The 20080-nt window shown below is 49.6% G+C and carries 21 protein-coding genes; 12 read left to right on the top strand and 9 right to left on the bottom strand.

Annotation, left to right across the window (positions count from 1 at the left end; translation table 11 throughout):
- Positions 1 to 64: 64 nt before the first annotated feature.
- From ACZ5PW_RS00425 to ACZ5PW_RS00380, 10 genes are all read left to right on the top strand, one after another.
- On the top strand, positions 65 to 1267 hold the full coding sequence (locus ACZ5PW_RS00425; protein WP_464556996.1) for an MFS transporter: 1203 nt from the start codon (positions 65 to 67) through the stop codon (positions 1265 to 1267).
- A gap of 274 nt (positions 1268 to 1541) precedes the next feature.
- Entirely contained in the window at positions 1542 to 2885 is a 1344-nt protein-coding gene (locus ACZ5PW_RS00420; protein WP_464556994.1) for a Na(+)-translocating NADH-quinone reductase subunit A, read from the top strand.
- A gap of 4 nt (positions 2886 to 2889) precedes the next feature.
- The gene (locus ACZ5PW_RS00415; RefSeq protein ID WP_464556993.1) at positions 2890 to 4089 is read left to right on the top strand and encodes an NADH:ubiquinone reductase (Na(+)-transporting) subunit B; all 1200 of its coding nucleotides are present in this window, start codon (positions 2890 to 2892) and stop codon (positions 4087 to 4089) included.
- On the top strand, positions 4082 to 4861 hold the full coding sequence (locus ACZ5PW_RS00410; protein WP_464556992.1) for a Na(+)-translocating NADH-quinone reductase subunit C: 780 nt from the start codon (positions 4082 to 4084) through the stop codon (positions 4859 to 4861). The genes ACZ5PW_RS00415 and ACZ5PW_RS00410 overlap by 8 nt, the downstream gene beginning before the upstream one ends.
- A complete protein-coding gene (locus tag ACZ5PW_RS00405) occupies positions 4854 to 5471 on the top strand; it encodes an NADH:ubiquinone reductase (Na(+)-transporting) subunit D (RefSeq protein WP_464556991.1) in 618 nt (205 codons plus the stop codon). The genes ACZ5PW_RS00410 and ACZ5PW_RS00405 overlap by 8 nt, the downstream gene beginning before the upstream one ends.
- A 16-nt stretch (positions 5472 to 5487) precedes the next feature.
- On the top strand, positions 5488 to 6096 hold the full coding sequence (nqrE, locus tag ACZ5PW_RS00400; RefSeq protein WP_464556986.1) for an NADH:ubiquinone reductase (Na(+)-transporting) subunit E: 609 nt from the start codon (positions 5488 to 5490) through the stop codon (positions 6094 to 6096).
- A gap of 59 nt (positions 6097 to 6155) precedes the next feature.
- Positions 6156 to 7382 carry an NADH:ubiquinone reductase (Na(+)-transporting) subunit F gene (nqrF, locus tag ACZ5PW_RS00395; protein ID WP_464556985.1) on the top strand — a complete coding sequence of 409 codons (1227 nt, stop codon included), beginning with the start codon at positions 6156 to 6158 and terminating at the stop codon, positions 7380 to 7382.
- 208 nt (positions 7383 to 7590) lie between these two features.
- Positions 7591 to 8625 carry an FAD:protein FMN transferase gene (locus tag ACZ5PW_RS00390; RefSeq protein WP_464556980.1) on the top strand — a complete coding sequence of 345 codons (1035 nt, stop codon included), beginning with the start codon at positions 7591 to 7593 and terminating at the stop codon, positions 8623 to 8625.
- A gap of 11 nt (positions 8626 to 8636) precedes the next feature.
- Positions 8637 to 8840, top strand: coding sequence for a hypothetical protein (locus tag ACZ5PW_RS00385; RefSeq protein WP_464556976.1), 204 nt, complete (start codon positions 8637 to 8639; stop codon positions 8838 to 8840).
- A gap of 21 nt (positions 8841 to 8861) precedes the next feature.
- Positions 8862 to 9323 carry a hypothetical protein gene (locus ACZ5PW_RS00380; protein ID WP_464556972.1) on the top strand — a complete coding sequence of 154 codons (462 nt, stop codon included), beginning with the start codon at positions 8862 to 8864 and terminating at the stop codon, positions 9321 to 9323.
- A 76-nt stretch (positions 9324 to 9399) separates the two neighbouring features.
- Here ACZ5PW_RS00380 and ACZ5PW_RS00375 read toward each other — a convergent pair whose 3' ends face one another.
- Both ACZ5PW_RS00375 and ACZ5PW_RS00370 read right to left on the bottom strand, forming a co-directional pair.
- Entirely contained in the window at positions 9400 to 10113 is a 714-nt protein-coding gene (locus ACZ5PW_RS00375) for a DUF554 domain-containing protein (protein ID WP_464556970.1), read from the bottom strand.
- A gap of 106 nt (positions 10114 to 10219) precedes the next feature.
- Positions 10220 to 10534 (bottom strand): DUF190 domain-containing protein, encoded by a 315-nt coding sequence (locus ACZ5PW_RS00370; protein WP_464556968.1) that lies wholly within the window; start codon positions 10532 to 10534, stop codon positions 10220 to 10222.
- 37 nt (positions 10535 to 10571) lie between these two features.
- Here ACZ5PW_RS00370 and ACZ5PW_RS00365 point away from each other — a divergent pair, with 37 nt between their 5' ends.
- The gene (locus tag ACZ5PW_RS00365) at positions 10572 to 10835 is read left to right on the top strand and encodes a hypothetical protein (RefSeq protein ID WP_464556967.1); all 264 of its coding nucleotides are present in this window, start codon (positions 10572 to 10574) and stop codon (positions 10833 to 10835) included.
- 31 nt (positions 10836 to 10866) lie between these two features.
- On the opposite strand, the gene ACZ5PW_RS00360 is transcribed toward ACZ5PW_RS00365, so the two are convergent.
- Positions 10867 to 11565 carry a Crp/Fnr family transcriptional regulator gene (locus ACZ5PW_RS00360; RefSeq protein ID WP_464556965.1) on the bottom strand — a complete coding sequence of 233 codons (699 nt, stop codon included), beginning with the start codon at positions 11563 to 11565 and terminating at the stop codon, positions 10867 to 10869.
- Positions 11566 to 11898: 333 nt separating this feature from the next.
- On the opposite strand from ACZ5PW_RS00360, the gene nifA reads away from it, so the two are divergent.
- Positions 11899 to 13491 carry a nif-specific transcriptional activator NifA gene (gene nifA, locus ACZ5PW_RS00355; protein WP_464556963.1) on the top strand — a complete coding sequence of 531 codons (1593 nt, stop codon included), beginning with the start codon at positions 11899 to 11901 and terminating at the stop codon, positions 13489 to 13491.
- A gap of 132 nt (positions 13492 to 13623) precedes the next feature.
- On the opposite strand, the gene ACZ5PW_RS00350 is transcribed toward nifA, so the two are convergent.
- From ACZ5PW_RS00350 to ACZ5PW_RS00325, 6 genes are all read right to left on the bottom strand, one after another.
- On the bottom strand, positions 13624 to 14481 hold the full coding sequence (locus tag ACZ5PW_RS00350) for a hypothetical protein (protein ID WP_464556960.1): 858 nt from the start codon (positions 14479 to 14481) through the stop codon (positions 13624 to 13626).
- A gap of 210 nt (positions 14482 to 14691) precedes the next feature.
- The gene (locus ACZ5PW_RS00345; RefSeq protein WP_464556959.1) at positions 14692 to 15960 is read right to left on the bottom strand and encodes a radical SAM protein; all 1269 of its coding nucleotides are present in this window, start codon (positions 15958 to 15960) and stop codon (positions 14692 to 14694) included.
- Positions 15961 to 16118: 158 nt separating this feature from the next.
- Positions 16119 to 17477 (bottom strand): nitrogenase component 1, encoded by a 1359-nt coding sequence (locus ACZ5PW_RS00340; RefSeq protein ID WP_464556958.1) that lies wholly within the window; start codon positions 17475 to 17477, stop codon positions 16119 to 16121.
- A 298-nt stretch (positions 17478 to 17775) separates the two neighbouring features.
- Positions 17776 to 19143: a nitrogenase iron-molybdenum cofactor biosynthesis protein NifE gene (gene nifE, locus ACZ5PW_RS00335; RefSeq protein WP_464556956.1), complete on the bottom strand. Its 1368-nt coding sequence runs from the start codon at positions 19141 to 19143 to the stop codon at positions 17776 to 17778.
- Positions 19144 to 19208: 65 nt separating this feature from the next.
- The gene (locus ACZ5PW_RS00330) at positions 19209 to 19664 is read right to left on the bottom strand and encodes an N-acetyltransferase family protein (RefSeq protein WP_464556955.1); all 456 of its coding nucleotides are present in this window, start codon (positions 19662 to 19664) and stop codon (positions 19209 to 19211) included.
- A 14-nt stretch (positions 19665 to 19678) separates the two neighbouring features.
- Entirely contained in the window at positions 19679 to 19981 is a 303-nt protein-coding gene (locus ACZ5PW_RS00325) for a (2Fe-2S) ferredoxin domain-containing protein (RefSeq protein ID WP_464556954.1), read from the bottom strand.
- Positions 19982 to 20080 lie beyond the last annotated feature (99 nt).

Here is a 20080-nt window from a genome sequence, read left to right as displayed (position 1 = left end):
GCGGAATTGATTCTGCCGACTGAAGTTGTCCAGCTGTTATTTATGTGATCTGTCTGGAGCTGAGATGAGTTTGAATTTATTAAGTTTAATTCTACGAGGTGATTTCTGGGGTAACCCACGCACCATTGCCGGAAGGGTTCTGCTGGCCACCTTCTTCTCTACTCTGGGGGTGGGGGCTTTTACTTTCGCCTTGTCTCTCAAAGCAGAAGAGATCGGCTTTTCGGCGTCCTGGCTGGGATTGGCTTTTTCGGGGTATTTTCTCGCAAGGCTGGTTCTTGCTCCTGTTATCGGCTACGGAGCGGATTCTATTGGTCCCAGGCCATTTCTTCTAACTGCATCAGGGGCGGGGGCTCTTGTCCCGGCTTTGTACTGCTTTGATCCGAGTGCTGAGACCCTTGGACTGATTCAGATATGTCTGGGTTTTTGTACAGGTATTATTAAACCGGTCAGCATGGCTCTTCTGAGCCGTAGTATACCCCGGGAAGAAAGGGGCAGGGTCTTCGGAGCATATAACATATGTCTTTACAGTGCCTTTATCGCCGGCCCTTTGGCTGGCGGGGCGGCAGCCGCGATACAGGGGCAGATAGGCAGTTTAATCCTGCTTATGCCTTTTCTGGGTATGATATTTTCATTTGTTCTTTATATTTCCATTCACGGTAAGTCTGATGAAGGGGGGGCGGCTGAAACAGTCTCGGAAATAGCAATACCCTGGCGCGATACAGGGTTTATTGTACTGCTCGTGGCTGTTCTGGGAAGGACTATGGGAGCTTCCGCTGTTGTTGCCTTTCTCCCGCGTCTTATCAGTGAGCAGTTCGCTTTTGACGCTTTTTGGGCGGGGGCTGTATTTGCATTGCCTAATATTATGATTGTCCTGCTCATGCCGGTCAGCGGCAGGTGGGCTGATATGCTGGACAGGTCCGGGCTTACTTTTCTGGGTATGGGAATCTGCGCAGGCTCACTGTTCGGGCTTGGAAGCGTTTCAGATATCTGGTCACTCTGTTTTCTGGCAGGACTCATGGGGCTTGGCTCCGCAGTTTCACTGCCAGCCTCCATGTCACTTGCCTCTGATTTGGGAAAATCGAAAGGTAAAGTGATGGGGCTGTTTTTGGGGGCCTCCAATCTGGGATTTGTGCTGGGGCCGATTGTAGCAGGCTTTGCAGCGGAGTTCGGAGGGGTTGGTGACGCCTTTGAGCTGACTGCGTTGATCAGTGCTTTTTTCCTTATGCCCATGTTTATTCAGATAGCCGGGAGACTAAATGCCGGATAGCCGATTGTACTGACTTTTATCGAAAAGTTCAGGGGAAAATTTTCACAATCTCTTGACCTTTCCGTTTGTAGCAGATAGTGATTAAGTCCAACGTAAAAATCCAAGTGCGTAACACCCCACTTATCCGGACTTCCTGTCCGGAGCGTACAGGATTTCAACTAGTTCTATACACCCGCCCATCAAGGAGACGTCTTGGCGTTTGCGCTGAGACGAGTTGTACTGTTGCACCCGATTCTTAAGTCCAATCAACCTTTAGGGACAAGGTGTATTCTCCATGATAAAACTCAAGAAAGGACTGGACATTCCTCTCTCGGGCGAGCCTGTACCGGAGTTTTCCGAAGGAAAATCTCCCAAAACAGTGGCTGTTCTCGGCGGCGACTATGTCGGTATGAAACCGACCATGGCCGTTGCAGAAGGTGATACAGTCAAGCTTGGCCAGACGATCTTTACCGACAAAAAGATCGACGGGGTCGTTTTTACGGCTCCGGGAGCGGGAAAAGTAGTCGCCATCAACCGAGGTGAACGCAGGGTTTTGCAATCTGTGGTCATCGAACTGGACGAAACGGTCGGTGAAGTTGAATTTCCTGTATATGAACGGGAAAATCTCCTTGGACTGGGCCGCAAAAGTGTTGTTGAAAATCTGGTTAACTCGGGTATGTGGACCGCGTTTCGCACACGGCCCTTCAGTAAAACCCCGGCACTGGATTCCTCCCCGAATTCAATCTTTGTTACGGCCATGGACACGAATCCTCTGGCCGCAGAACCAGCTCCCATAATCTGGAAAGAGTCGGAAGCATGGCTTGACGGCCTGCGAGTGTTGACCCGGCTTACAGAGGGAGCGGTGCATGTCTGCGCTGCCTACGGATCGACTCTTCCGCTCATTCAGGAAGTGGATATGCACATGTTCTCCGGCCCGCATCCCGCCGGGCTGCCCGGAACACATATCCATTTCATTGATCCTGTTGGACCCTCCAAGACAGTCTGGCATATCGGCTACCAGGATGTGATCGCGATCGGAAAGCTGTTTACTACCGGCCGGCTTTACACTGAAAGGTATATAGCCCTGACCGGACCAATGGTTAACCGCCCTAGGATTGTCAGGACCCGTCTTGGAGTTAATCTTGACGAACTGCTCACAGGGGAACTGGGAAATGAGGAAACAAGAATTGTTTCCGGATCCGTTCTTTCAGGCTTCAAGGCAGACGGCCCCCTGTCCTTTCTAGGACGTTTTCATAATCAGATCACGGCAATAGTCGAAGGTGGAAAGCGTGAACTGCTCGGCTGGATGGCTCCGGGAAGAGACAAGTTCTCGGCCAAGCCCGTTTTCCTGTCGGCTTTCCGTGCCGGGGGAAAACGTTTTTCCCTCAATACTCTTCTTGGTGGAAGCCACAGGGCCATTTACCCTACCGGGGCTTTTGAAGAGGTCATGCCGCTGGACATTCTGCCCACCTACCTTGTCCGGGCCATGGCTGTAATGGATTCGGACGAAGCCCAGGCACTCGGCTGCCTGGAACTCGATGAAGAAGATCTCGCCCTGGTTTCCTTCGTGGACTGCGGCAAAAATGATTTCGGGCTGATGCTGCGCGAAGTCCTGACTCTGATCGAGAAGGAAGGGTAGGCTTATGAGAACATTGCTCAATAAAATGCACGACGCCGTTACCGGGGACGGGAAGTACAAGAAATACTATCCCATCTACGAAATGGTGGACACCTTTCTGTATTCGCCAAGCGAGACAAGTACGGGTGCTCCCCATGTCCGGGATGCCATAGACCTCAAAAGGGTCATGATTACTGTGGTTTTTGCCCTTATTCCGTGTTTCTACATGGCTATGTGGAACACCGGCTATCAGGCAAATGCCGCTCTTGCCTCAATGGGGCTTGAAGCGGGGACCGGCTGGCGCTGGGGCGTGATGGAAATGTTCGGTCTTGTGGCTAATCCTGAAAGCCTTGCTGCGAATATAGTCCTGGGTGCTCTTTATTTTCTGCCCATCTATATTGTCTGCAACATAGCTGGTGGATTCTGGGAAACTCTTTTTGCGGTCATCCGCAAACATGAAATTAATGAGGGTTTTCTGGTAACCGGCTCCCTTATCCCTTTGATTGTTCCTCCTCATATTCCGCTCTGGCAGGTGGCTTTGGCTACCAGTTTCGGTGTGGTTATAGGTAAGGAAATCTTCGGTGGAACCGGAAAGAATATTCTCAACCCGGCTCTCTTGGCCCGCGCCTTTCTCTTCTTCGCCTATCCGGGACAGATTTCCGGTAACGGTGTCTGGGTAGCTGTGGATGGTTTTTCCGGAGCAACTCCGCTTGCGCTCGCCTCTGAAGGCGGAATTAACGCCGTCATGGCCAAGTATAGCTGGTGGGATTGTTTTATCGGTACAATCCCCGGATCGCTGGGTGAGACTTCCGCACTGGCCTGCCTCATCGGCGGAGTCGTACTTATAATGACAGGTATTGCCTCATGGCGGATAATGGTTTCCATTCTGGGTGGAGCTTTTGCCGTGGCGGTGATTTTCAACGCCGTAAGCAGTGGCTCAAACCCGATGATGACCGTGAGCCCTCTGTGGCATCTGGTCATGGGCGGTCTGGCCTTCGGAATGGTCTATATGGCAACCGACCCGGTGTCCTCCTCCATGACACCAAAAGGACAGTTCTACTACGGGGCGTTGATCGGAATCATGATTGTCCTGATCCGCACGGTCAACCCTGCTTATCCGGAAGGTGTCATGCTGGCGATTCTCTTCGGTAACGTATTTGCTCCGATCATCGACCATTATGTGATGCGGGCCAATATCAAGCGAAGGATGGTGCGCAGTGTCTAATGAATCCACAACTAAAATATTCACGGTTGCGTTTGCCCTCTGCCTTGTCTGCTCGCTCTTGGTGTCAACCGCGGCAGTTGGTTTGAAGCCAATTCAGGAAAACAACAAGGTCAAGGAACGTAAGGAAAACATTCTCAAGGCTGCAGGCATTTATGATGAAGATGTCCCTGTAGACGAACTTTATAAACAGATACAGCCCAAAGTCGTTGATCTGGCCACTGGCGAATATGTTGATATGGACGCTGCTGCATATGATCAGCGTCAGGCCGCCAAAGAACCGGAATCGAGCGTAGACATCCCGTCTGACCTGGACAAGGCGGGAATAGGGCATCGCGCAAAGTTCGCCAGTGTTTACCTGCTTATGGATGGCGAAAACATAAAGCGTGTAGTCCTGCCCATTCACGGTAAAGGTCTGTGGTCAACCATGTACGGCTTCATCGCGCTTGCTCCCGACTTCAACACGGTCAAGAACTTCGGTTTCTATGAACATGCAGAAACTCCGGGACTTGGCGGAGAAGTGGACAACCCCAACTGGAAAATCCTCTGGGTGGACAAGAAAGTCTACAATGATGAGGGTTCTCCGGTGATTGACGTGATAAAGGGCTCGGTAAGCGCGGAAGACCCCATGGCTGATTACAAAGTCGACGGGATTGCCGGGGCGACCCTGACCGCACGCGGTGTCGCCAATCTGGTTCAATACTGGCTGGGTGAGGGCGGATTCGCTCCCTACCTCAAGCGTCTCGCAAGCGAGGGAGGTGAACAAAATGGCTAGTTTTAAGAAAGTTATGCTTAAGCCGCTTCTGGAAGAGAACCCCATCGCTGTCCAGATTCTCGGTATATGCTCAGCTCTGGCCGTCACCACCAAACTGGAAACGGCATTTGTAATGAGTCTGGCCGTTCTCTTTGTGTGTGCGGCTTCAAACGTATCGGTCAGTGCCATCAGGCAGCATATTCCATCAAGTATCCGTATCATCGTTATGATGACCATTATCGCGACTCTGGTAATCATTGTTGACCAGTTCCTGAAGGCTTTTGCCTACGGAGTCAGCAAACAGCTCTCGGTTTTTGTCGGGCTGATTATTACCAACTGCATCATCATGGGACGCGCGGAGGCTTTTGCCATGCAGAATACTCCGAGAATGAGCCTTGCTGATGGTATCGGTAACGGTCTCGGCTATGGCCTGATCCTGATCATAGTAGCTTTCCTGCGTGAGTTCTTCGGTTCAGGAAAGATATTCGGCCTGAGTGTCCTTAAGCTGACTTCCGAAGGCGGATGGTACGAACCCAACGGGCTGATGCTTCTGCCGCCAAGCGCTTTCTTCATTATCGGACTGCTCATCTGGTCGGTTAACGTTTATGAAAAGCGGAAGAACAAACGCTAAGCCATAGGAGTGAGTCGTGGAACATCTGCTTAATATATTCGTCAAATCGATTTTTATCGAAAACCTGGCTCTGGCTTTCTTTCTGGGCATGTGCACCTATCTTGCGGTGTCCAAAAGGGTTGCCACTTCTATGGGCCTCGGCGTGGCCGTAGTCGTTGTTATGACTATCACCGTGCCGGTGAACAATCTGCTCTACAATTACTTCCTGCGTGAAGGAGCTCTCGCCTGGGCCGGATTCGGTAATACCGACCTGACCTTTGTGGGACTGATTTCATATATCGGTGTCATCGCGGCTATTGTCCAGATTCTGGAAATGGCTCTCGATAAATATGTGCCGTCCCTGTACAACGCGCTGGGTATATTCCTGCCATTGATCACAGTTAACTGCGCAATTCTGGGTGCTTCCCTGTTCATGGTTGAACGTGATTACAACTTTGTGGAGTCGGTCACTTTCGGTTTCGGCTCCGGGGTCGGCTGGGCGCTTGCCATAGTCCTATTGGCCGGTATTCGGGAGAAAATGAAGTATTCCGATGTGCCTGAAGGATTGGAAGGACTTGGAATCACATTTATTGTGGTAGGGCTCATGTCCTTTGGATTCCTGTCCTTCTCCGGCATCCAGATGTAGGAAGCCCCGGACGCTTTTATGCGTCCCTGACTAAAACCGTTAAACTGTGGGGAAGAACCATGGTTGAAATAATACTCGGTGTTGTGATGTTTACCGGCGTGGTACTCGCGCTGTGTGTGTTCATCCTTCTGGCCCGGGCCAAACTTGTCCCGAGCGGAGAGGTGAACATTGAGATCAACGGTGATCCGGAAAAGACCATCGAGGTCAGACCGGGCAGCAAACTGCTGGGTGCTCTGGCTGAAAAGGAAATCTATGTTCCTTCCGCCTGCGGCGGTGGCGGCTCCTGCGGCCAGTGCAAATGCAAAGTCCATGAGGGCGGAGGAGAAATCCTGCCGACAGAGACTTCATTCATCAGCAAACTGGAAGCCCGCGAGGGCACTCGTCTGGCCTGTCAGGTCAGTGTTAAACAGGATATGAAAATTGAGGTCCCGGCTGAAATTTTCGACATCAAGAAATGGGAGTGCACGGTTAAATCCAATATTCCCCGTGCAACCTTTATCAAGGAACTGACCCTTGAGCTGCCGGAAGGTGAGAATGTCGATTTTCGCGCCGGTGGCTACATACAGATCGAGGCTCCCGCCCACACCGTCCATTACAAGGATTTTGAAGTGGGTGACAGATTCCGTGAAGACTGGGACAAGTTCGATCTCTGGCGTTACACCTCAGTGGTCAAGGAGCCAATCGTCAGGGCTTATTCCATGGCCAACTATCCGGAAGAGAAAGGCCTGATCATGCTTAATGTGCGTGTCTGCCCGCCTCCTCCGTTTGCGCCGGATGCCCCCCCCGGACAGATGTCCTCATTCATCTACAGTCTCAAACCCGGTGACAAGGTCACCATTTCAGGACCTTACGGAGAATTCTTCGCCCGTGATACCGAGGCCGAGATGATCTTTATCGGCGGTGGCGCGGGTATGGCCCCCATGCGTTCACATATCTTCGACCAGTTGAAGCGTCTCGCATCAACACGCAAGATCAGTTACTGGTACGGTGCCAGAAGTCTGCGCGAAATGTTCTATGTGGAAGAGTTCGACAAACTGGCAGAGGAATGCCCGAACTTCACATGGCATGTTGCGTTGTCCGACCCCCTGCCTGAGGATAACTGGACCGGTTATACCGGATTCATCCACCAGGTGCTTTACGAGAACTACATTAAAGATCATCCCGCTCCTGAAGATTGCGAGTTTTACATGTGCGGACCGCCGATGATGGCTGCCGCAGTGGAAAAAATGCTTATGGATCAGGGTGTGGAAAAAGAAAATATAATGTATGATGACTTTGGTGGCTAATCAGCCATTCTCATAGGAGATCATCCGGGCCGGATAATACGTCTCTCCGGTCCGGGATCTCCGTCACTTGGAGTTTAATGCGGCTCGTCTTTTATAAATATCTGGTTGCTCCCGGCAAGCAATACAACCGGGGATTCTGTAGCTCCAGTTGGTTTGTTTGGCGATTATCAATCAGCCGTGTTGAAGCTAATTCAGGAAGGTGTTGTGGATGACTAAGGTTTGTGGATTAATGGCCAGAACTGCCGTTTTACTGGCGGTGCTGTTCATGCTGCCCGGATGCGGTAGCGAACCCGACCCAGTGCGGCTTCAGGGCAGGGCAATCGGTACAACGTATTCCATTGCGGCTTACGGGGTTCCGGGCAGTCTCGATGCCGATGAACTGCGCCTCGGAGTTGAGCAGGTGGTGGCTGATGTGAATCTGGTCATGTCTCTGTTCAATCCTGATTCCGAACTTTCCCGCTTCAATGCCTATAAGGAAAGCAAATGGTTTCCGGTTTCAGGAGAACTGGCAGAGGTGGTGCAGACCGCCAAAACTATCAGCCTTTTGACCGGTAACGGGTTCGACATAACTGTGGCCCCTTTGGTCAACCTGTGGGGCTTCGGCCCTGATAAAAGACCCGATAAAGTTCCATCCGCCATGCAGATAAAAGAAGCCCGGTCCATGGTCGGTGCCGATTTTGTTGAAGTCCGCATTGATCCACCTGCTTTGAGAAAGCTCAAACCGTCTATCACGATCGATCTTGCTGCTATTGCCAAGGGTTATTGTGTCGATGCTGTTTCCGGCTGGCTGCAAAATCAGGGGATTCCAGCTTTCATGGTTGAGATCGGCGGTGAAGTGCGGACTCTGGGGACTAAGCCGGGCAACCAAGATTGGCGGATTGCTGTGGAAAAACCTGTTACAGGCGGACGCGCTGTTCAGGCTGTGATTAGTTTGAATGGCAGGTCCATGGCTACTTCCGGAGATTACCGCAACTACTTTGAAGAAAACGGAAAGCGTTACTCTCATATAATCAATCCTGTAACCGGGCATCCCATTACCCATAACCTTGTTTCAGTCAGTGTAGTGGAAAAATCCTGTACTATGGCTGATGCCTTAGCCACCGGATTGATGGTTCTGGGGCCTGAAAAAGGGATTGAGTTAGCAGAAAGAAATGACTTGTCTGCTTATTTCATTGTGAAAACCGCGGATGGGTTTGTCCAGACAGTTATAGGTGATTTCCCTCAACACGAAACTTTGAACTGAGGAGATTTCTCATGGAAACTTTAATGATGACCGCCATTGTTTTTGGTCTAGTCTTTCTGGCTCTGGCCATTGGAGTTATTTTCAAACGTAACTGCATCAGGGGGTCCTGCCAGGGATCGATTCAGGCGGGAGACGGTTCAGGGTGCAGATGCGGCAAATATGATTTCGATAAAAAGCTTGTCGATAAAAACAACTCATCACTGAAGCCGCTTTAGCAGGCTTACAGGAGAATTGATATGACGACCTCAATCCAGACCGCCAAAGATGTGATCGACCAGACCAAGGCATTTCACAAGCGATTGGTGTCTTTTTATAAAGATCTGTCGGATACGGTGGAAAAAGAAAGGGTGAAAATTCTTTTGGATTATATGAGCAGACACCATGAAAACCTGCTCTCAATTATTGAAGATTACGAGTCCCGCCTGTCCGAGCGCATCCTGAGCACATGGTTTATGTATGTGCACCAGGAGTGTGATCTGAGTCCGTTTTTCGATGCTGCTCTGGGGCCTGAAATGACAGCCCAGCAGGCCATTAAGGTAGCCGTTGATCTGGATAAGTGCTTACTGGAAACCTACGAAGCCATGCTCCAGAATGACATTCCTGATGATGTGAGCGAGGCTTTTCAGGGTCTGCTTGATATGGAAAATCGTGAAAAGATCAAGCTCGCCAAAAGTGCCTTGAAGATTGAGACGATGTAGTCACGGTTTTACGAGTTGAAAGTAGCCCGCCACTCTCTTTTGAGAGTGGCGGGATTTTGTTTTAAATGCTGGAGAATCATGTCAGGTATAAGGTCCATAAATGGGACAGCGGCATGACCAGAATCAGGGCCGGTATCATGTTGGCGACCGGGAACTGTTTGATACCGCAGATGCGGAAGCCAGTCGCTAGCATTATGAGACCTCCGCAGGCAGAGAAGTCGGCAAGCATGTCCGGGGTGGTTAAGGGCAGAATCAGGGAAGCCGCCAGAAACAAGGCGGTTTGCACCGCAAGTTGGGGTATTGCCAGAATTGCTACTGTAAATCCCATGGCTGAAGAAAATATCGGGGCGGTAAAAAGATCCAGAATAGCTTTAACAATGAGCAGAGTAGGGTCACCGGTCATACCTTCAGTCAAGGCTCCGTATATTCCTGTTCCGCTCAGGCAGAAAAGGACCAGTAAGGCTACAAATTTATCAAGAAATTCTTCCTGTCCCATGTTTCCGGAAGGTCTGGTCAGTTTATCAATAACTGTTCTGGCGCTGGTTGCAGCACGCTGGATTATTGATTCCAACTGGATAATCTCACCCATGAGAGATCCTGCGACAAGTGCCAGCATAACCGGGGCCAGCAGTTTTACCTTTACGATCATTGCCACGCCGAGGCCCATGGAAGCGCATCCGAAAACCATTGGCATGCGTGTGCGGATGTTCGAGTTGAGCTTCGGGCCGAGAAGAGCTCCGGCTATACTGCCTACAAGCAGTGCCGCGCCGTTAATATATGGTCCTGTCATGTTAAATCCTGTTCTTCTGATTTGTTATCTGTAGCTTGAGTTCTGAAGTAAGGCTCTGAATGCTTTGCGAAAGCGGCAGGGCTGACTTGCTCCGCAAAGTTGTAATCTAAAATGTGAAACCGAATTCAGCTTTTGATCTGGAATAGAAAATAGAGAGTTTTTCAGATTTGATGCGGCTCAGTAATTCATCGCATTCATCAGTTGTTAGAGCCATTGTGACCAGTTGGGGCGGAGTCTCAAGATCAAAGTAATTTCCGGAATGAAAGCGTCCGTCATGGCCGAAGCCTTCTTCTCCTGTGAAAAGGGTCGCTCCTCGGACTCCAGCCTTGCGTGCCTCTTCAATTATCCAATCAGCCATGGGAACTCCATCATGTTCACGGTTCTGTTGAGTAAAGAAAGTGATTATGTATCCATCCATCATAAATTATCCTTTAAAATTGCTGGTTGAAGATGTTTGATTGCTGATCGAAGCAGTTGGAAAAGGGCGGAAGGCCACACAAGACTCAGTAATATTTTCCAAGTCCTCCTCGTTTGATGGCAAAGTCAAAATTCCAAGATGTTTTAAGAAAATTACGGATGCCGGACACAAGAAAATACCGGAACGAAGCGTAGTTGGAGATTCGTTGGTTACAGCGTTTTCTCGCATCAACGGCGCAAGTGCTGCTTTCTCAGCAATTAAATATCACGGATGGGATTTGAATATTATGGAAGCAGTATTTTGAACAATGACGTGCGTCACTTAAGGCTTAAAAATCAGATTATAAAAAAAGGACATGATGAAATATCGTCAAGTCTTTCTTTGTCCAGAATGGTTATATTGCCCCGGGATTTAGAAATTATTTCCGCTGATTGAAGGCGGGATATGACCCGGGCGGCTGTTTCCCGGGAGGTTCCTACCATTTCCGCCAGATCATTGTTGGTTAATGGAAGTGCGGGGCCTATTCTGGATGAAAGCATATGCAGTACATTCATAATACGGGTTTCGACACTCTCATCTATAAGATCAAGTATTCTCGTGTATGCTCCGTCCAGAAGATCTCCCATTGTTCCAAGTATTCCAATCGCTACGTCCGGATTATCCCGGACCCACTCCCTGAATTCAGAACAGGGGATAGAAATTATGGCCGCATCCTCAACGACCCGGGCGGAGAATAATCTGGGGCTGGATTTGAAACAGGTAATGCCGTTCAGAGTCATTCCGCCAGTAGCTACAATATAAGTAAATGATCTGCCTGAAGCCGCTTCTTTTGAGAGAATAACTTTTCCGTTCTCCACCAGATAAAAATAATTCGAATCTTCACCTGACTTGAAAATATAATCACCTTTGTTGAAAAGAAGCCTGCGCGCTTTGCCCGCGAGTGACTTGAGGGCCGATAATTCAGCCTTGTTTAAGTTTATATCAGTCTTGAATATTTCGATAATCTCTTCTGTGTTCAGTGTGTATCTGTCCATTGAAGCATCCTGCTTTATATTTGTATCTGTTGATGCATGAATAACTTCGGTTGCATACCCTGTCGATCAGATTCTCAGGATTGCAGTTATGAAAACGCGCTCGTACTTGTTTATATTTGCTACACACCCGGTTTCCTGAAACGTAGGTAGGCTTTCTGAAGAAATGGTGTAAAATTATTTATTTGTAATATTTACTTTTGCATTAATGTAGATTGACGGGGTGTTTTTTACATTAGTGTGAAAAGATAAAAAAGGCTCTTTTGTATAACTCCCTAAAAAGTATGGCTTAGTTTTGTGTTGGAGATGTGGCATCCCCTTTGCTTAGCTACAAATATGTACCCCTCGTTGCATGGATTAAAGCTTTCCGCGTTATTGGCCATTTGTCAGGCCATTGAGCAGGCGCTGGATCTGGAGTCGGCCCTTGATGGTGTTCTGAGTATTCTGTCCGAGAATCTGAGCATGAAAAGGGCCACTGTAACCCTTTACGACCCGGAAACAGGACAGCTTTCCATTAATGCCTCATACGGCCTTTCAATTGAAGAAAAACAGCGCGGAGTCTATCGGCTGGATGAAGGTGTGACCGGACGTATTTTTCAGACCGGAGAGCCTTATTATGTGCCCGACATAAGCAAGGAACCGTTGTTTCTTGATAAAACAGGGTCGCGCAAAATTCAGCGCGGTCTTACTTCTTTTATAGGGGTCCCCATTATTCTTCACGGGCAGCCCATTGGCGTGCTGAATGTGGACCGTATTTTTGGCGATGATGTCGCTGCTGAAGAAGATATTGATTTTTTGAAAATTGTTGCAACGCTGATCGGACAGTTCATAAGTCTTAACGAAAAGATAATGGAGCGGGAAGCTGTACTTAAAAGAGAAAACACCTCGCTCAAGTATCAGATATCCAAGAAAAGCAAAGGTCTGTACATAGTCGGCCAGAGTTCAGCCATGGTGGAGGTGCAGAGACAGCTTGAAAAAGTTGCGCCCACAAAGGCCACCGTACTTTTACTTGGAGAGTCTGGGGTAGGTAAGACGCTGATTGCGCGCATTATCCACGAGCTTTCCGACCGCAGCGGACATCCTTTTATTAAGGTTAACTGCGCTTCCATACCTGAGAACCTTCTTGAATCTGAGCTGTTCGGTTATGAAAAAGGAGCCTTTACCGGGGCAAGTGGAACCCGGCAGGGACGCTTCGAAGAGGCTGACGGAGGAACAATATTTCTCGATGAGATCGGTGAATTTCCCATGAACCTGCAGTCCAAGCTTCTGCGTGTGTTGCAGGAAAAGGAACTGGAGCGTCTGGGGTCCAACCGAACCCGTAATATTGATGTCAGGATCCTTGCCGCAACCAACCGGGATCTTGGAGTGCTGGTTGAGCGTAACGAGTTCAGGCTGGATTTGTTTTATCGCTTGAACATTTTCCCGATTACCGTGCCGCCTCTACGTGACCGAAAGGAGGATATAACCGGTCTGCTGAATCATTTTCTGCAGAAAATGTCTGAAGATTACGGGCGTAAGATGTACTTTACTCCGGCCGCGCTGGATGCGCTGATGCTTTATGACTGGCCCGGCAATGTCAGAGAAATGCAGAACCTCATTGAGCGTCTGGTTATCATGTCCGATTCGGAGTATATCACTCTTGAGTTTTTGAAATCCTACCTTGCTCCGGGGCAGGCCGGTTCCAGCCCGGCAGGAACACCGGAAGCAACTGCCAAATCCATAGATGAACCTCCGCATTGTACATCGTTGCAGGAAGTGGAGCGCAATGAAGTTGTCGCAGCACTGGAACGCAGCGGCTGGATTCAGTATAAGGCTGCCGAGACTCTGGGGCTTTCCGCGCGGCAGATGGGATACAGGGTTAAACGATATGGTCTTGAATCAATGATAGCTGAAGGGCGGGCCAGACTTCGACGAATGAAGAAAGAATAATAAATTTCCTGACTGGCTTAAGTCGCAGCCATCGGGGTTGCGACTGATAAAAAATCCCCGCATCGGGCGGGGATTTTTTACGTTTATAGGATAATATAAGTTGCCTGAATATTTGACTCCGGGGTCTGTTTTTTATTTCTGGCAGGCTTTAAACCATTCTCCCTTGTATTCATATTTCCATGCGGCACGGTTCAGAATCGGCTTGATGTCAGGCTGTTCATTGAGAAGAACCGTTTTAATTATGGCATCATTTCTCCCTTGCGGGTGACTCCAGACTGCTGTACCGCCGCCCTGATTGGAAGGAAGTTCCACAACGATAGAGTCTTTTGACTGTGTTCTCCATCTTTTCACTTCATGCCCGTTAAATATGATTCTTCCGTCAGGCAGAATTACAACCGAGTTTGCCGAGGAGTCCTTCCAAAGGCCCCATGCCCAGCAGCTTCCCAGATTCTTGAAATTCCCACTATCCGCATTTTTTGTTTCCGGCTGTGCCTTGAGGCCGGGGAATCTCCATGTAGACATGGCATGCCGGACCTGCTGCTTTGTTTTTTGATGACCTTTCAGGTGCATGCCGAGGAGTATATATTTTTTATCCCTGAAACTTGAAGCCGTCACTGTGGAACTGAAATTTGTTCCTGATCCGGTTGATCCTGTGAAAGAACGCTTCAGGGCAGGGCTGCCGGAAACATGAGTCTGGGTTTCTGAAAGACGTGTCTGAAAAGGCATGCCTTTGTTTTTCATTTTGGTGGTCCAGCCATCCAGTAATTGGGCAAGTGTAATTCCCATTCGCGGATATTCATAGAGTTCTACAAAAGCATCTCGTGCAGGAGAAATACATCTTTTGACAATTTTAGAGTCATTATTACCTGTTTTTTCCGTCCAGCCGGGAGGGCATTGCAGTCCTTCCCCGATATCCGCCGCATCTGAGAATGAAGTTAAACAAGTCAAAAATGCCGCAAAAAGTAGTAAGATCCTGATGCTTTTTTTCATTCTTTATCTCCGTAAAATTTATACAAACCGTACCTGCTTTTGATGTTTTTTTCCACATTTTCCGAGCCATAAATAAAGCTGTATTTCTGCATTACCAAAGTTGAAGCCCCCGCCAGAGCAACTTGGCGGGGGCTTCGCAGTGTATGGAAACGAAGTCGTTTCTAACGTATTTTATGTATGCTTGAGGGATATTTTCAATCGAGCAGCAGATCAGCCGCATTTGTTTCCGGTTCCGCTGCAGCATGCATCTGCTATGCTGCCTCTTCTCCCTTTGTGAACTTCCATATTGCCGCCATTATAAATTGTTTCAAGCGCACCTTCTATGAATCCACTCACAACATGGGGGGCGATACCGTTTTCCTCAAGCATTAGTGACGGAGTCTCGCCTATAGCAGCGGCAAGTACAGCCCGGCAGTCGATCAGGGCTTCGGCAAGATCATTCCATCTTCTGGGACCGCAACCGGCTGTCGGTGCTTTACGTTTTTCAATCAGTTTAAAACCGCCTTCCTCGGCTTCACCCCAGATATGGAATTCTCTAGCCTCGCCAAGGTGCTGATTGATAAGCATACCTTCACGTGAAGCCACTGCCACATAGGGTCTGGGCTTTTCGATATCTATGGGTTTCAGCTCGGAACAGGATTTTAAAGTGCCGCAGAGGGATGCTGATTTATCATCCCCCAGAAGGCCGACAGCATCTGCCCGACAGCGCTTGCAGTGAGTCATCTGTTCGATGACTTTCCCAGCTTCCTTACGAAGCGGTCCGATAGTCTCGTGCCCCGGTTCGGTAATTTCAGCGAAAGGTGTATCCTCTGTGGGTTTAAGGGGAATCATGTTCTGAATATCCGCCCCGAGTTCAGCAACAACCTTAGCCACTTCGTGCACGTGGTCCTCATTGATGCCGGGGATGACTATAGTGTTCACCTTGACCACAATCCCGCGTTCCTTGAGCCCTTTTATCGCTGCAAGCTGGCGGTCCAGAAGCACTTTTGCCCCTTTCTCTCCGTGATATACGACTTTGCCGTCTTTAACCCATGAGTAAATTTTGGCGCCGATTGCCGGGTCTACAGCGCTAATGGTGATTGTTACATGCGAAACGCCAAGTTCGGCTATATCATCAAGGTATGGAAGAATCCCCATACCGTTCGAAGACAGACAAAATAGCAGGTGAGGGTGCTTTTCATTCAAAAGCCGCATGGTTTCCAGAACTTCTTCCGGATTTGCGAAAGGATCTCCTGGGCCTGCAATGCCTGCAACTGTGATTCTCGGTTCTTTTTCAAGTACCGTGTCCATGTACTCCGCTGCCTGAAAAGGTTTAAGGATTCCACTGGTTACGCCGGGGCGTGATTCGTTCACGCAGTCATACTTGCGGTTGCAGTAGTTGCACTGGATGTTGCATTTGGGAGCTACGGGAAGGTGTACTCTGCCACATGAACCGGCGGTTTCCTTATTGAAGCATGGGTGTTTGGTAGTGTCTTTCATGATGTATCTCCCTTTTGTCTGCGGCGACCTGGCGACATATTGGCAAGGTTTCGCCGATAGCTTTTGTTTGGTTATGCGTAATGGTGAAAGTTTATCTTTTCATTCTGATTATTATTTAAACTGTTTAAAGCCTTATGAAGTTCAGATCACGCCGGAGGCTACATGTAGCCGTATCCGACAGGACTGTCGGCCTGCTTCTTTTCAAGGACTGCATTCACGATCATATCGAACATGTTCAGTGCGCCTTTGTAACCGATATGCAGGATGCGTTGCCCGCCGAAACGGTCGTGAACAGGGAAGCCTACGCGGATGAGCGGGATTCCCCATTCCTTGGCATAGCGGTAGCCTTTGGAGTGGCCGATGAGCAGATCGGGTTTAAGTTCTTCGGCCCGTTCCGCGATATCGTGAAAGTCGACACCTTCATGTATTTCCGGTGTGGAGCGGGCTACACCATCGGTTACGGCTGCCACGGCTTTATCGAGGCCTTTTTTTCTGGCACCGGTCCCTGCGAGGATCACATCAACGCCTATTTCTGCCAAAAATGAGCAGAGTCCGGTTACAAGGTCTTCTTCGCCGTAAACAACAGCCCGTTTTCCGAACACATATTTGTGTCCATCGACATACGCATCAATCAGCCTTCCACGCTCCCTTTCATAACGGGCCGGCATAGAAGTCCCTAAGGCTGCTTCAAGAGTTTCGAAAAAGATGTCCGATTCACGTAGTCCCATGGGAAGACCGATCTGATGGTTGGTTACACCGAATCTTTTAGACAGAACGGTTCCGCCGGTCTCACGTGGCAGGCAACGGCCGAATTCAATTGTCGCGTCCGCGCCGGACATCTTTTTAATGGAATCAATGGGGGTTCCGCCGGAAGGAATTTTCACATAGTCCTCCAGTGCCGGGCCATCCAGAGTTTCCGAAATGTCAGGTAGGATTGTGGCTTCAACACCGAAATCATCACAGATGTCCTGCAGATGCCGGATATCCTCACAGGAAAGCATATTCGGCAGGATGTTGATGGTGTTATTGGCAGCAGCTTTTTCCTTGTTGAGCTGGTCAACCATGGAACTGACAGCTCCGTGCCAGCCGTCGGTATGGGTGCCGTTATAGCTTGGAGTGGAAACCTCTACGATTTCAGGGAGGTCAAGGTCTCCGAATTCTTCATTGAACTCGAAAAGGTATCTGGGAACATCATCACCGATGGTTTCGGTAAGGCAGGTTGTCGCCACTCCGACCATTTTCGGTTCATATTTTTTCATTACATTGAGGATGCCCTTCTTCAGGTTCGGAGCACCTCCGTAAATAGCGTGTTTTTCACCAAGAGCAGAAGAAGCAATATCGACCGGCTCACGGTAGTGGCTGATGATGTAACGGCGCATATAGGTCGCGCAGCCCTGAGAACCGTGCAGGAAAGGTATGGCTCCTTCAACGCCGCGGAATGCGAGTGATGCTCCGAGAGGAGTACAAAGTTTACAGGCATTAGTTGTGGATGTGTAATTTTTGCTTTTAGTGGTCATGATGATCTCCTGAATGCCTTCGGCAACCCTGCCGGGGGGGGCTACCGGCGGTCCCTCCGGGGGCCAGAGAAACTTTTTGAATTTCTCTGGACTCTTCAAAAACTTTTAATAGGGCTTCGCCGTCGTTGGCTTATAAAAAATTATTCTAAAGAACTTGTTTAAACGGGCCTGATAGGGAGATTAGTTTTAACTCTTTCTCCCGGTGTGCCGATCCCTAAGAGTGAAACCTGTCAGGGAGTCCAGAGGGGCTTAGCCCTTCTGGTCCCGCTGAAGGCGCCCTCGGAGAGCCGCCGGAGGCCTATGTGGCACTCTTGATGCGCTGTGCTCTTCTCGGTGCGAACTGCCAGACCGGGCTCATGGCCGAGGAGTGGATCTCACGTGCGAAGTTGAGCATTCCTTCGAAACCTTCCAGTGCTTCCTTGCGTTCGTGGTTGTGATCGCAGAACCCGACACCGAGTTTGTAGGCAATTGGGCGTTCCTTGACGCCTCCCACAAATATGTCCACGTCTTTTTCCTTGATAAAGTTGGACAATTCTAGCGGGTTGGCATCATCCACAAGAATGGTTCCGGGATCGGAGATGCGTGCCAGTTCTTCGTAATCTTCCTTTGTGCCGGTCTGTGAACCGACCATGACCACTTTCATGCCGAGGTGACGAAATGCTTTCATCAGCGAGAAGGCCTTAAAGGAGCCTCCAACGTACATGGCGACTTTTTTACCTTCGAGATCTTTGCGGATGCGTGCCAGTTCAGGCATGAGCTTTGAGAGTTCATCGCGTACGAGGTCTTCTGTGCGTTTGACAATGTCCGGGTCGACATCCTTGAAGAAATCAGCAACCTGATAGAGGGAGTCCGCCATGTCTTCGATGCCGAGGTAGGAGACGCGCATATAGGGTTTGCCGTACTCTTCCTCAATCATTTTGGCCAAATCCAATGTCGCCCCGGAACACTGCACAAGGTTGAGGGCCGCGCCGTGGCTGCGCCCGATATCCTTCACACGTCCGTCGCCTGTGATGTTGGCGACGACTTCCACCCCCATCTTTTTGAAATATTCACGGATTATCCAGATTTCTCCGGCGAGGTTGAAGTCTCCGAGTATATTCACGGATATGGGAGAGATATCGGAGGTGTCTTCTGTCCCGACGAGTTTGAACATGGCTTTGCAGGCTGCGAGGTAACCTTCACGTTTGCTGCCTTTGAATCCTTCGGACTGAACAGGCAGGACCGGAATGCCTTTTTCTTCGGACATTTTTCTACAGACCGCTTCAAGGTCATCGCCTATCAGACCGACTATGCAGGTGGAATATACAAAGGCGGCTTTTGGGCTGTGACGGTCTATAAGTTCATCAAGTGCCGCTTCAAGTTTTTTCTCACCGCCGAAGATAACGTCTTTTTCCTGAAGGTCAGTGGAAAATGAGAGTCTGTGCAGTTCCGGGCCGCTGGAAAGCGCACCTCGGATATCCCAGGTGTATACGGCACATCCTATAGGGCCGTGCACGAGGTGGAGCGCATCGGCAATGGGATAGAGAACAACCCTTGAGCCACAGAACACGCATGCTCTCTGACTGACGGCTCCGGCCAGTGAGGGCCTGTTGCAGGCCATGTCCAGAGCTCCTTCACCCGTACGGTGAATCTGGTCTTTGCGTTCGTCTAAAATATGTTCATTCATGGCTGACTCCGTTGTTGATACACTGTGTTTATATGGCTTGTTGCTCTGTTTCGGTTATTTCGTGATTATTGGCTGTTACGCCTCAGGCAGATCAGTTTTGTACTGCTCCAGCCTTTTTGCTTATAAAATTGCAGGGCAGGTTGATTGTCGCAGTCTGCAAGTAGTTGCAGCCGGGTTGCTCTGTTCTCTTCTGCGAATTCATAAAGTCCCTGCATTAACCGGGAACCGATGCCCTGTTTTTGAAAATCCTTACGGACCACAACATCTTCCACCAGAATGGAAGGTCCGCCCTCTGCGGTGGAGATGACAACCTGTCCGGTACACATGCCGACCACTTCTCCGTTGCTTTCCGCTACAAGAATACGGGCTCGTGGGTTACCCAGAAGCATTCTCAGTCCCTCAAGCTGTCTGGACCTGTCAGCTGAAAAGTCTGCTTCTACTGAGAAAAGCATTTTCAGCAGGTTTGCCATAGGTTCGAGATCAGCGGAGTGGGCGGTGCGGATGGATACAGTGGTCGACATGTGTACAAACTCCCCTAGCCGATCAAATAAGCGGCGCAGGGCTCGCCGTCTTCCAGACCGTCAAGAATCTCATCAATGGCTTCCTCGGAATCCACTCCCTTGAACCACCAGTTTTCAGGCTGTACGACCAGGATTGGACCGTTGTCACACTGTTTGAGACAGCTTGTGGCAACAACAAGTCCGTCAATGCCGCGGTCGATAATTTCTTCTTCAATGTACTGCAGGAACCCATCTGTCTGCTTGTGACAGATGCCTTTGGGGTCACCTGCTGCACGAAAACTCTGACAACAAATGATCATTTTCTCCGGGGTAGCCATATTTTTCTCCTCTCTGGTAGATTGTGCTTTAGGGCCTCCGGCGGTCCTGCCGGGGGGCCCGCCGGGGCCAAAGAAACTTTTTGAAATAACTTTCTCTGG

Source organism: Maridesulfovibrio salinus, assembly GCF_055394525.1.
Note: the sequence above shows the minus strand (reverse complement) of the source record. Positions and strands in the feature narration are given on the sequence as shown.

What these genes read in the sequence shown, in the direction of transcription:
- ACZ5PW_RS00425 (WP_464556996.1), top strand. Translation starts at nt 65, where the DNA reads ATGAGTTTGAATTTATTAAGTTTAATTCTACGAGGTGATTTCTGGGGT.
- ACZ5PW_RS00420 (WP_464556994.1), top strand. Translation starts at nt 1,542, where the DNA reads ATGATAAAACTCAAGAAAGGACTGGACATTCCTCTCTCGGGCGAGCCT.
- ACZ5PW_RS00415 (WP_464556993.1), top strand. Translation starts at nt 2,890, where the DNA reads ATGAGAACATTGCTCAATAAAATGCACGACGCCGTTACCGGGGACGGG.
- ACZ5PW_RS00405 (WP_464556991.1), top strand. Translation starts at nt 4,854, where the DNA reads ATGGCTAGTTTTAAGAAAGTTATGCTTAAGCCGCTTCTGGAAGAGAAC.
- nqrF (WP_464556985.1), top strand. Translation starts at nt 6,156, where the DNA reads ATGGTTGAAATAATACTCGGTGTTGTGATGTTTACCGGCGTGGTACTC.
- ACZ5PW_RS00390 (WP_464556980.1), top strand. Translation starts at nt 7,591, where the DNA reads ATGACTAAGGTTTGTGGATTAATGGCCAGAACTGCCGTTTTACTGGCG.
- ACZ5PW_RS00385 (WP_464556976.1), top strand. Translation starts at nt 8,637, where the DNA reads ATGGAAACTTTAATGATGACCGCCATTGTTTTTGGTCTAGTCTTTCTG.
- ACZ5PW_RS00380 (WP_464556972.1), top strand. Translation starts at nt 8,862, where the DNA reads ATGACGACCTCAATCCAGACCGCCAAAGATGTGATCGACCAGACCAAG.
- ACZ5PW_RS00375 (WP_464556970.1), bottom strand. Translation starts at nt 10,113, where the DNA reads ATGACAGGACCATATATTAACGGCGCGGCACTGCTTGTAGGCAGTATA.
- ACZ5PW_RS00370 (WP_464556968.1), bottom strand. Translation starts at nt 10,534, where the DNA reads ATGATGGATGGATACATAATCACTTTCTTTACTCAACAGAACCGTGAA.
- ACZ5PW_RS00360 (WP_464556965.1), bottom strand. Translation starts at nt 11,565, where the DNA reads ATGGACAGATACACACTGAACACAGAAGAGATTATCGAAATATTCAAG.
- nifA (WP_464556963.1), top strand. Translation starts at nt 11,899, where the DNA reads ATGTACCCCTCGTTGCATGGATTAAAGCTTTCCGCGTTATTGGCCATT.
- ACZ5PW_RS00350 (WP_464556960.1), bottom strand. Translation starts at nt 14,481, where the DNA reads ATGAAAAAAAGCATCAGGATCTTACTACTTTTTGCGGCATTTTTGACT.
- ACZ5PW_RS00345 (WP_464556959.1), bottom strand. Translation starts at nt 15,960, where the DNA reads ATGAAAGACACTACCAAACACCCATGCTTCAATAAGGAAACCGCCGGT.
- ACZ5PW_RS00340 (WP_464556958.1), bottom strand. Translation starts at nt 17,477, where the DNA reads ATGACCACTAAAAGCAAAAATTACACATCCACAACTAATGCCTGTAAA.
- nifE (WP_464556956.1), bottom strand. Translation starts at nt 19,143, where the DNA reads ATGAATGAACATATTTTAGACGAACGCAAAGACCAGATTCACCGTACG.
- ACZ5PW_RS00330 (WP_464556955.1), bottom strand. Translation starts at nt 19,664, where the DNA reads ATGTCGACCACTGTATCCATCCGCACCGCCCACTCCGCTGATCTCGAA.
- ACZ5PW_RS00325 (WP_464556954.1), bottom strand. Translation starts at nt 19,981, where the DNA reads ATGGCTACCCCGGAGAAAATGATCATTTGTTGTCAGAGTTTTCGTGCA.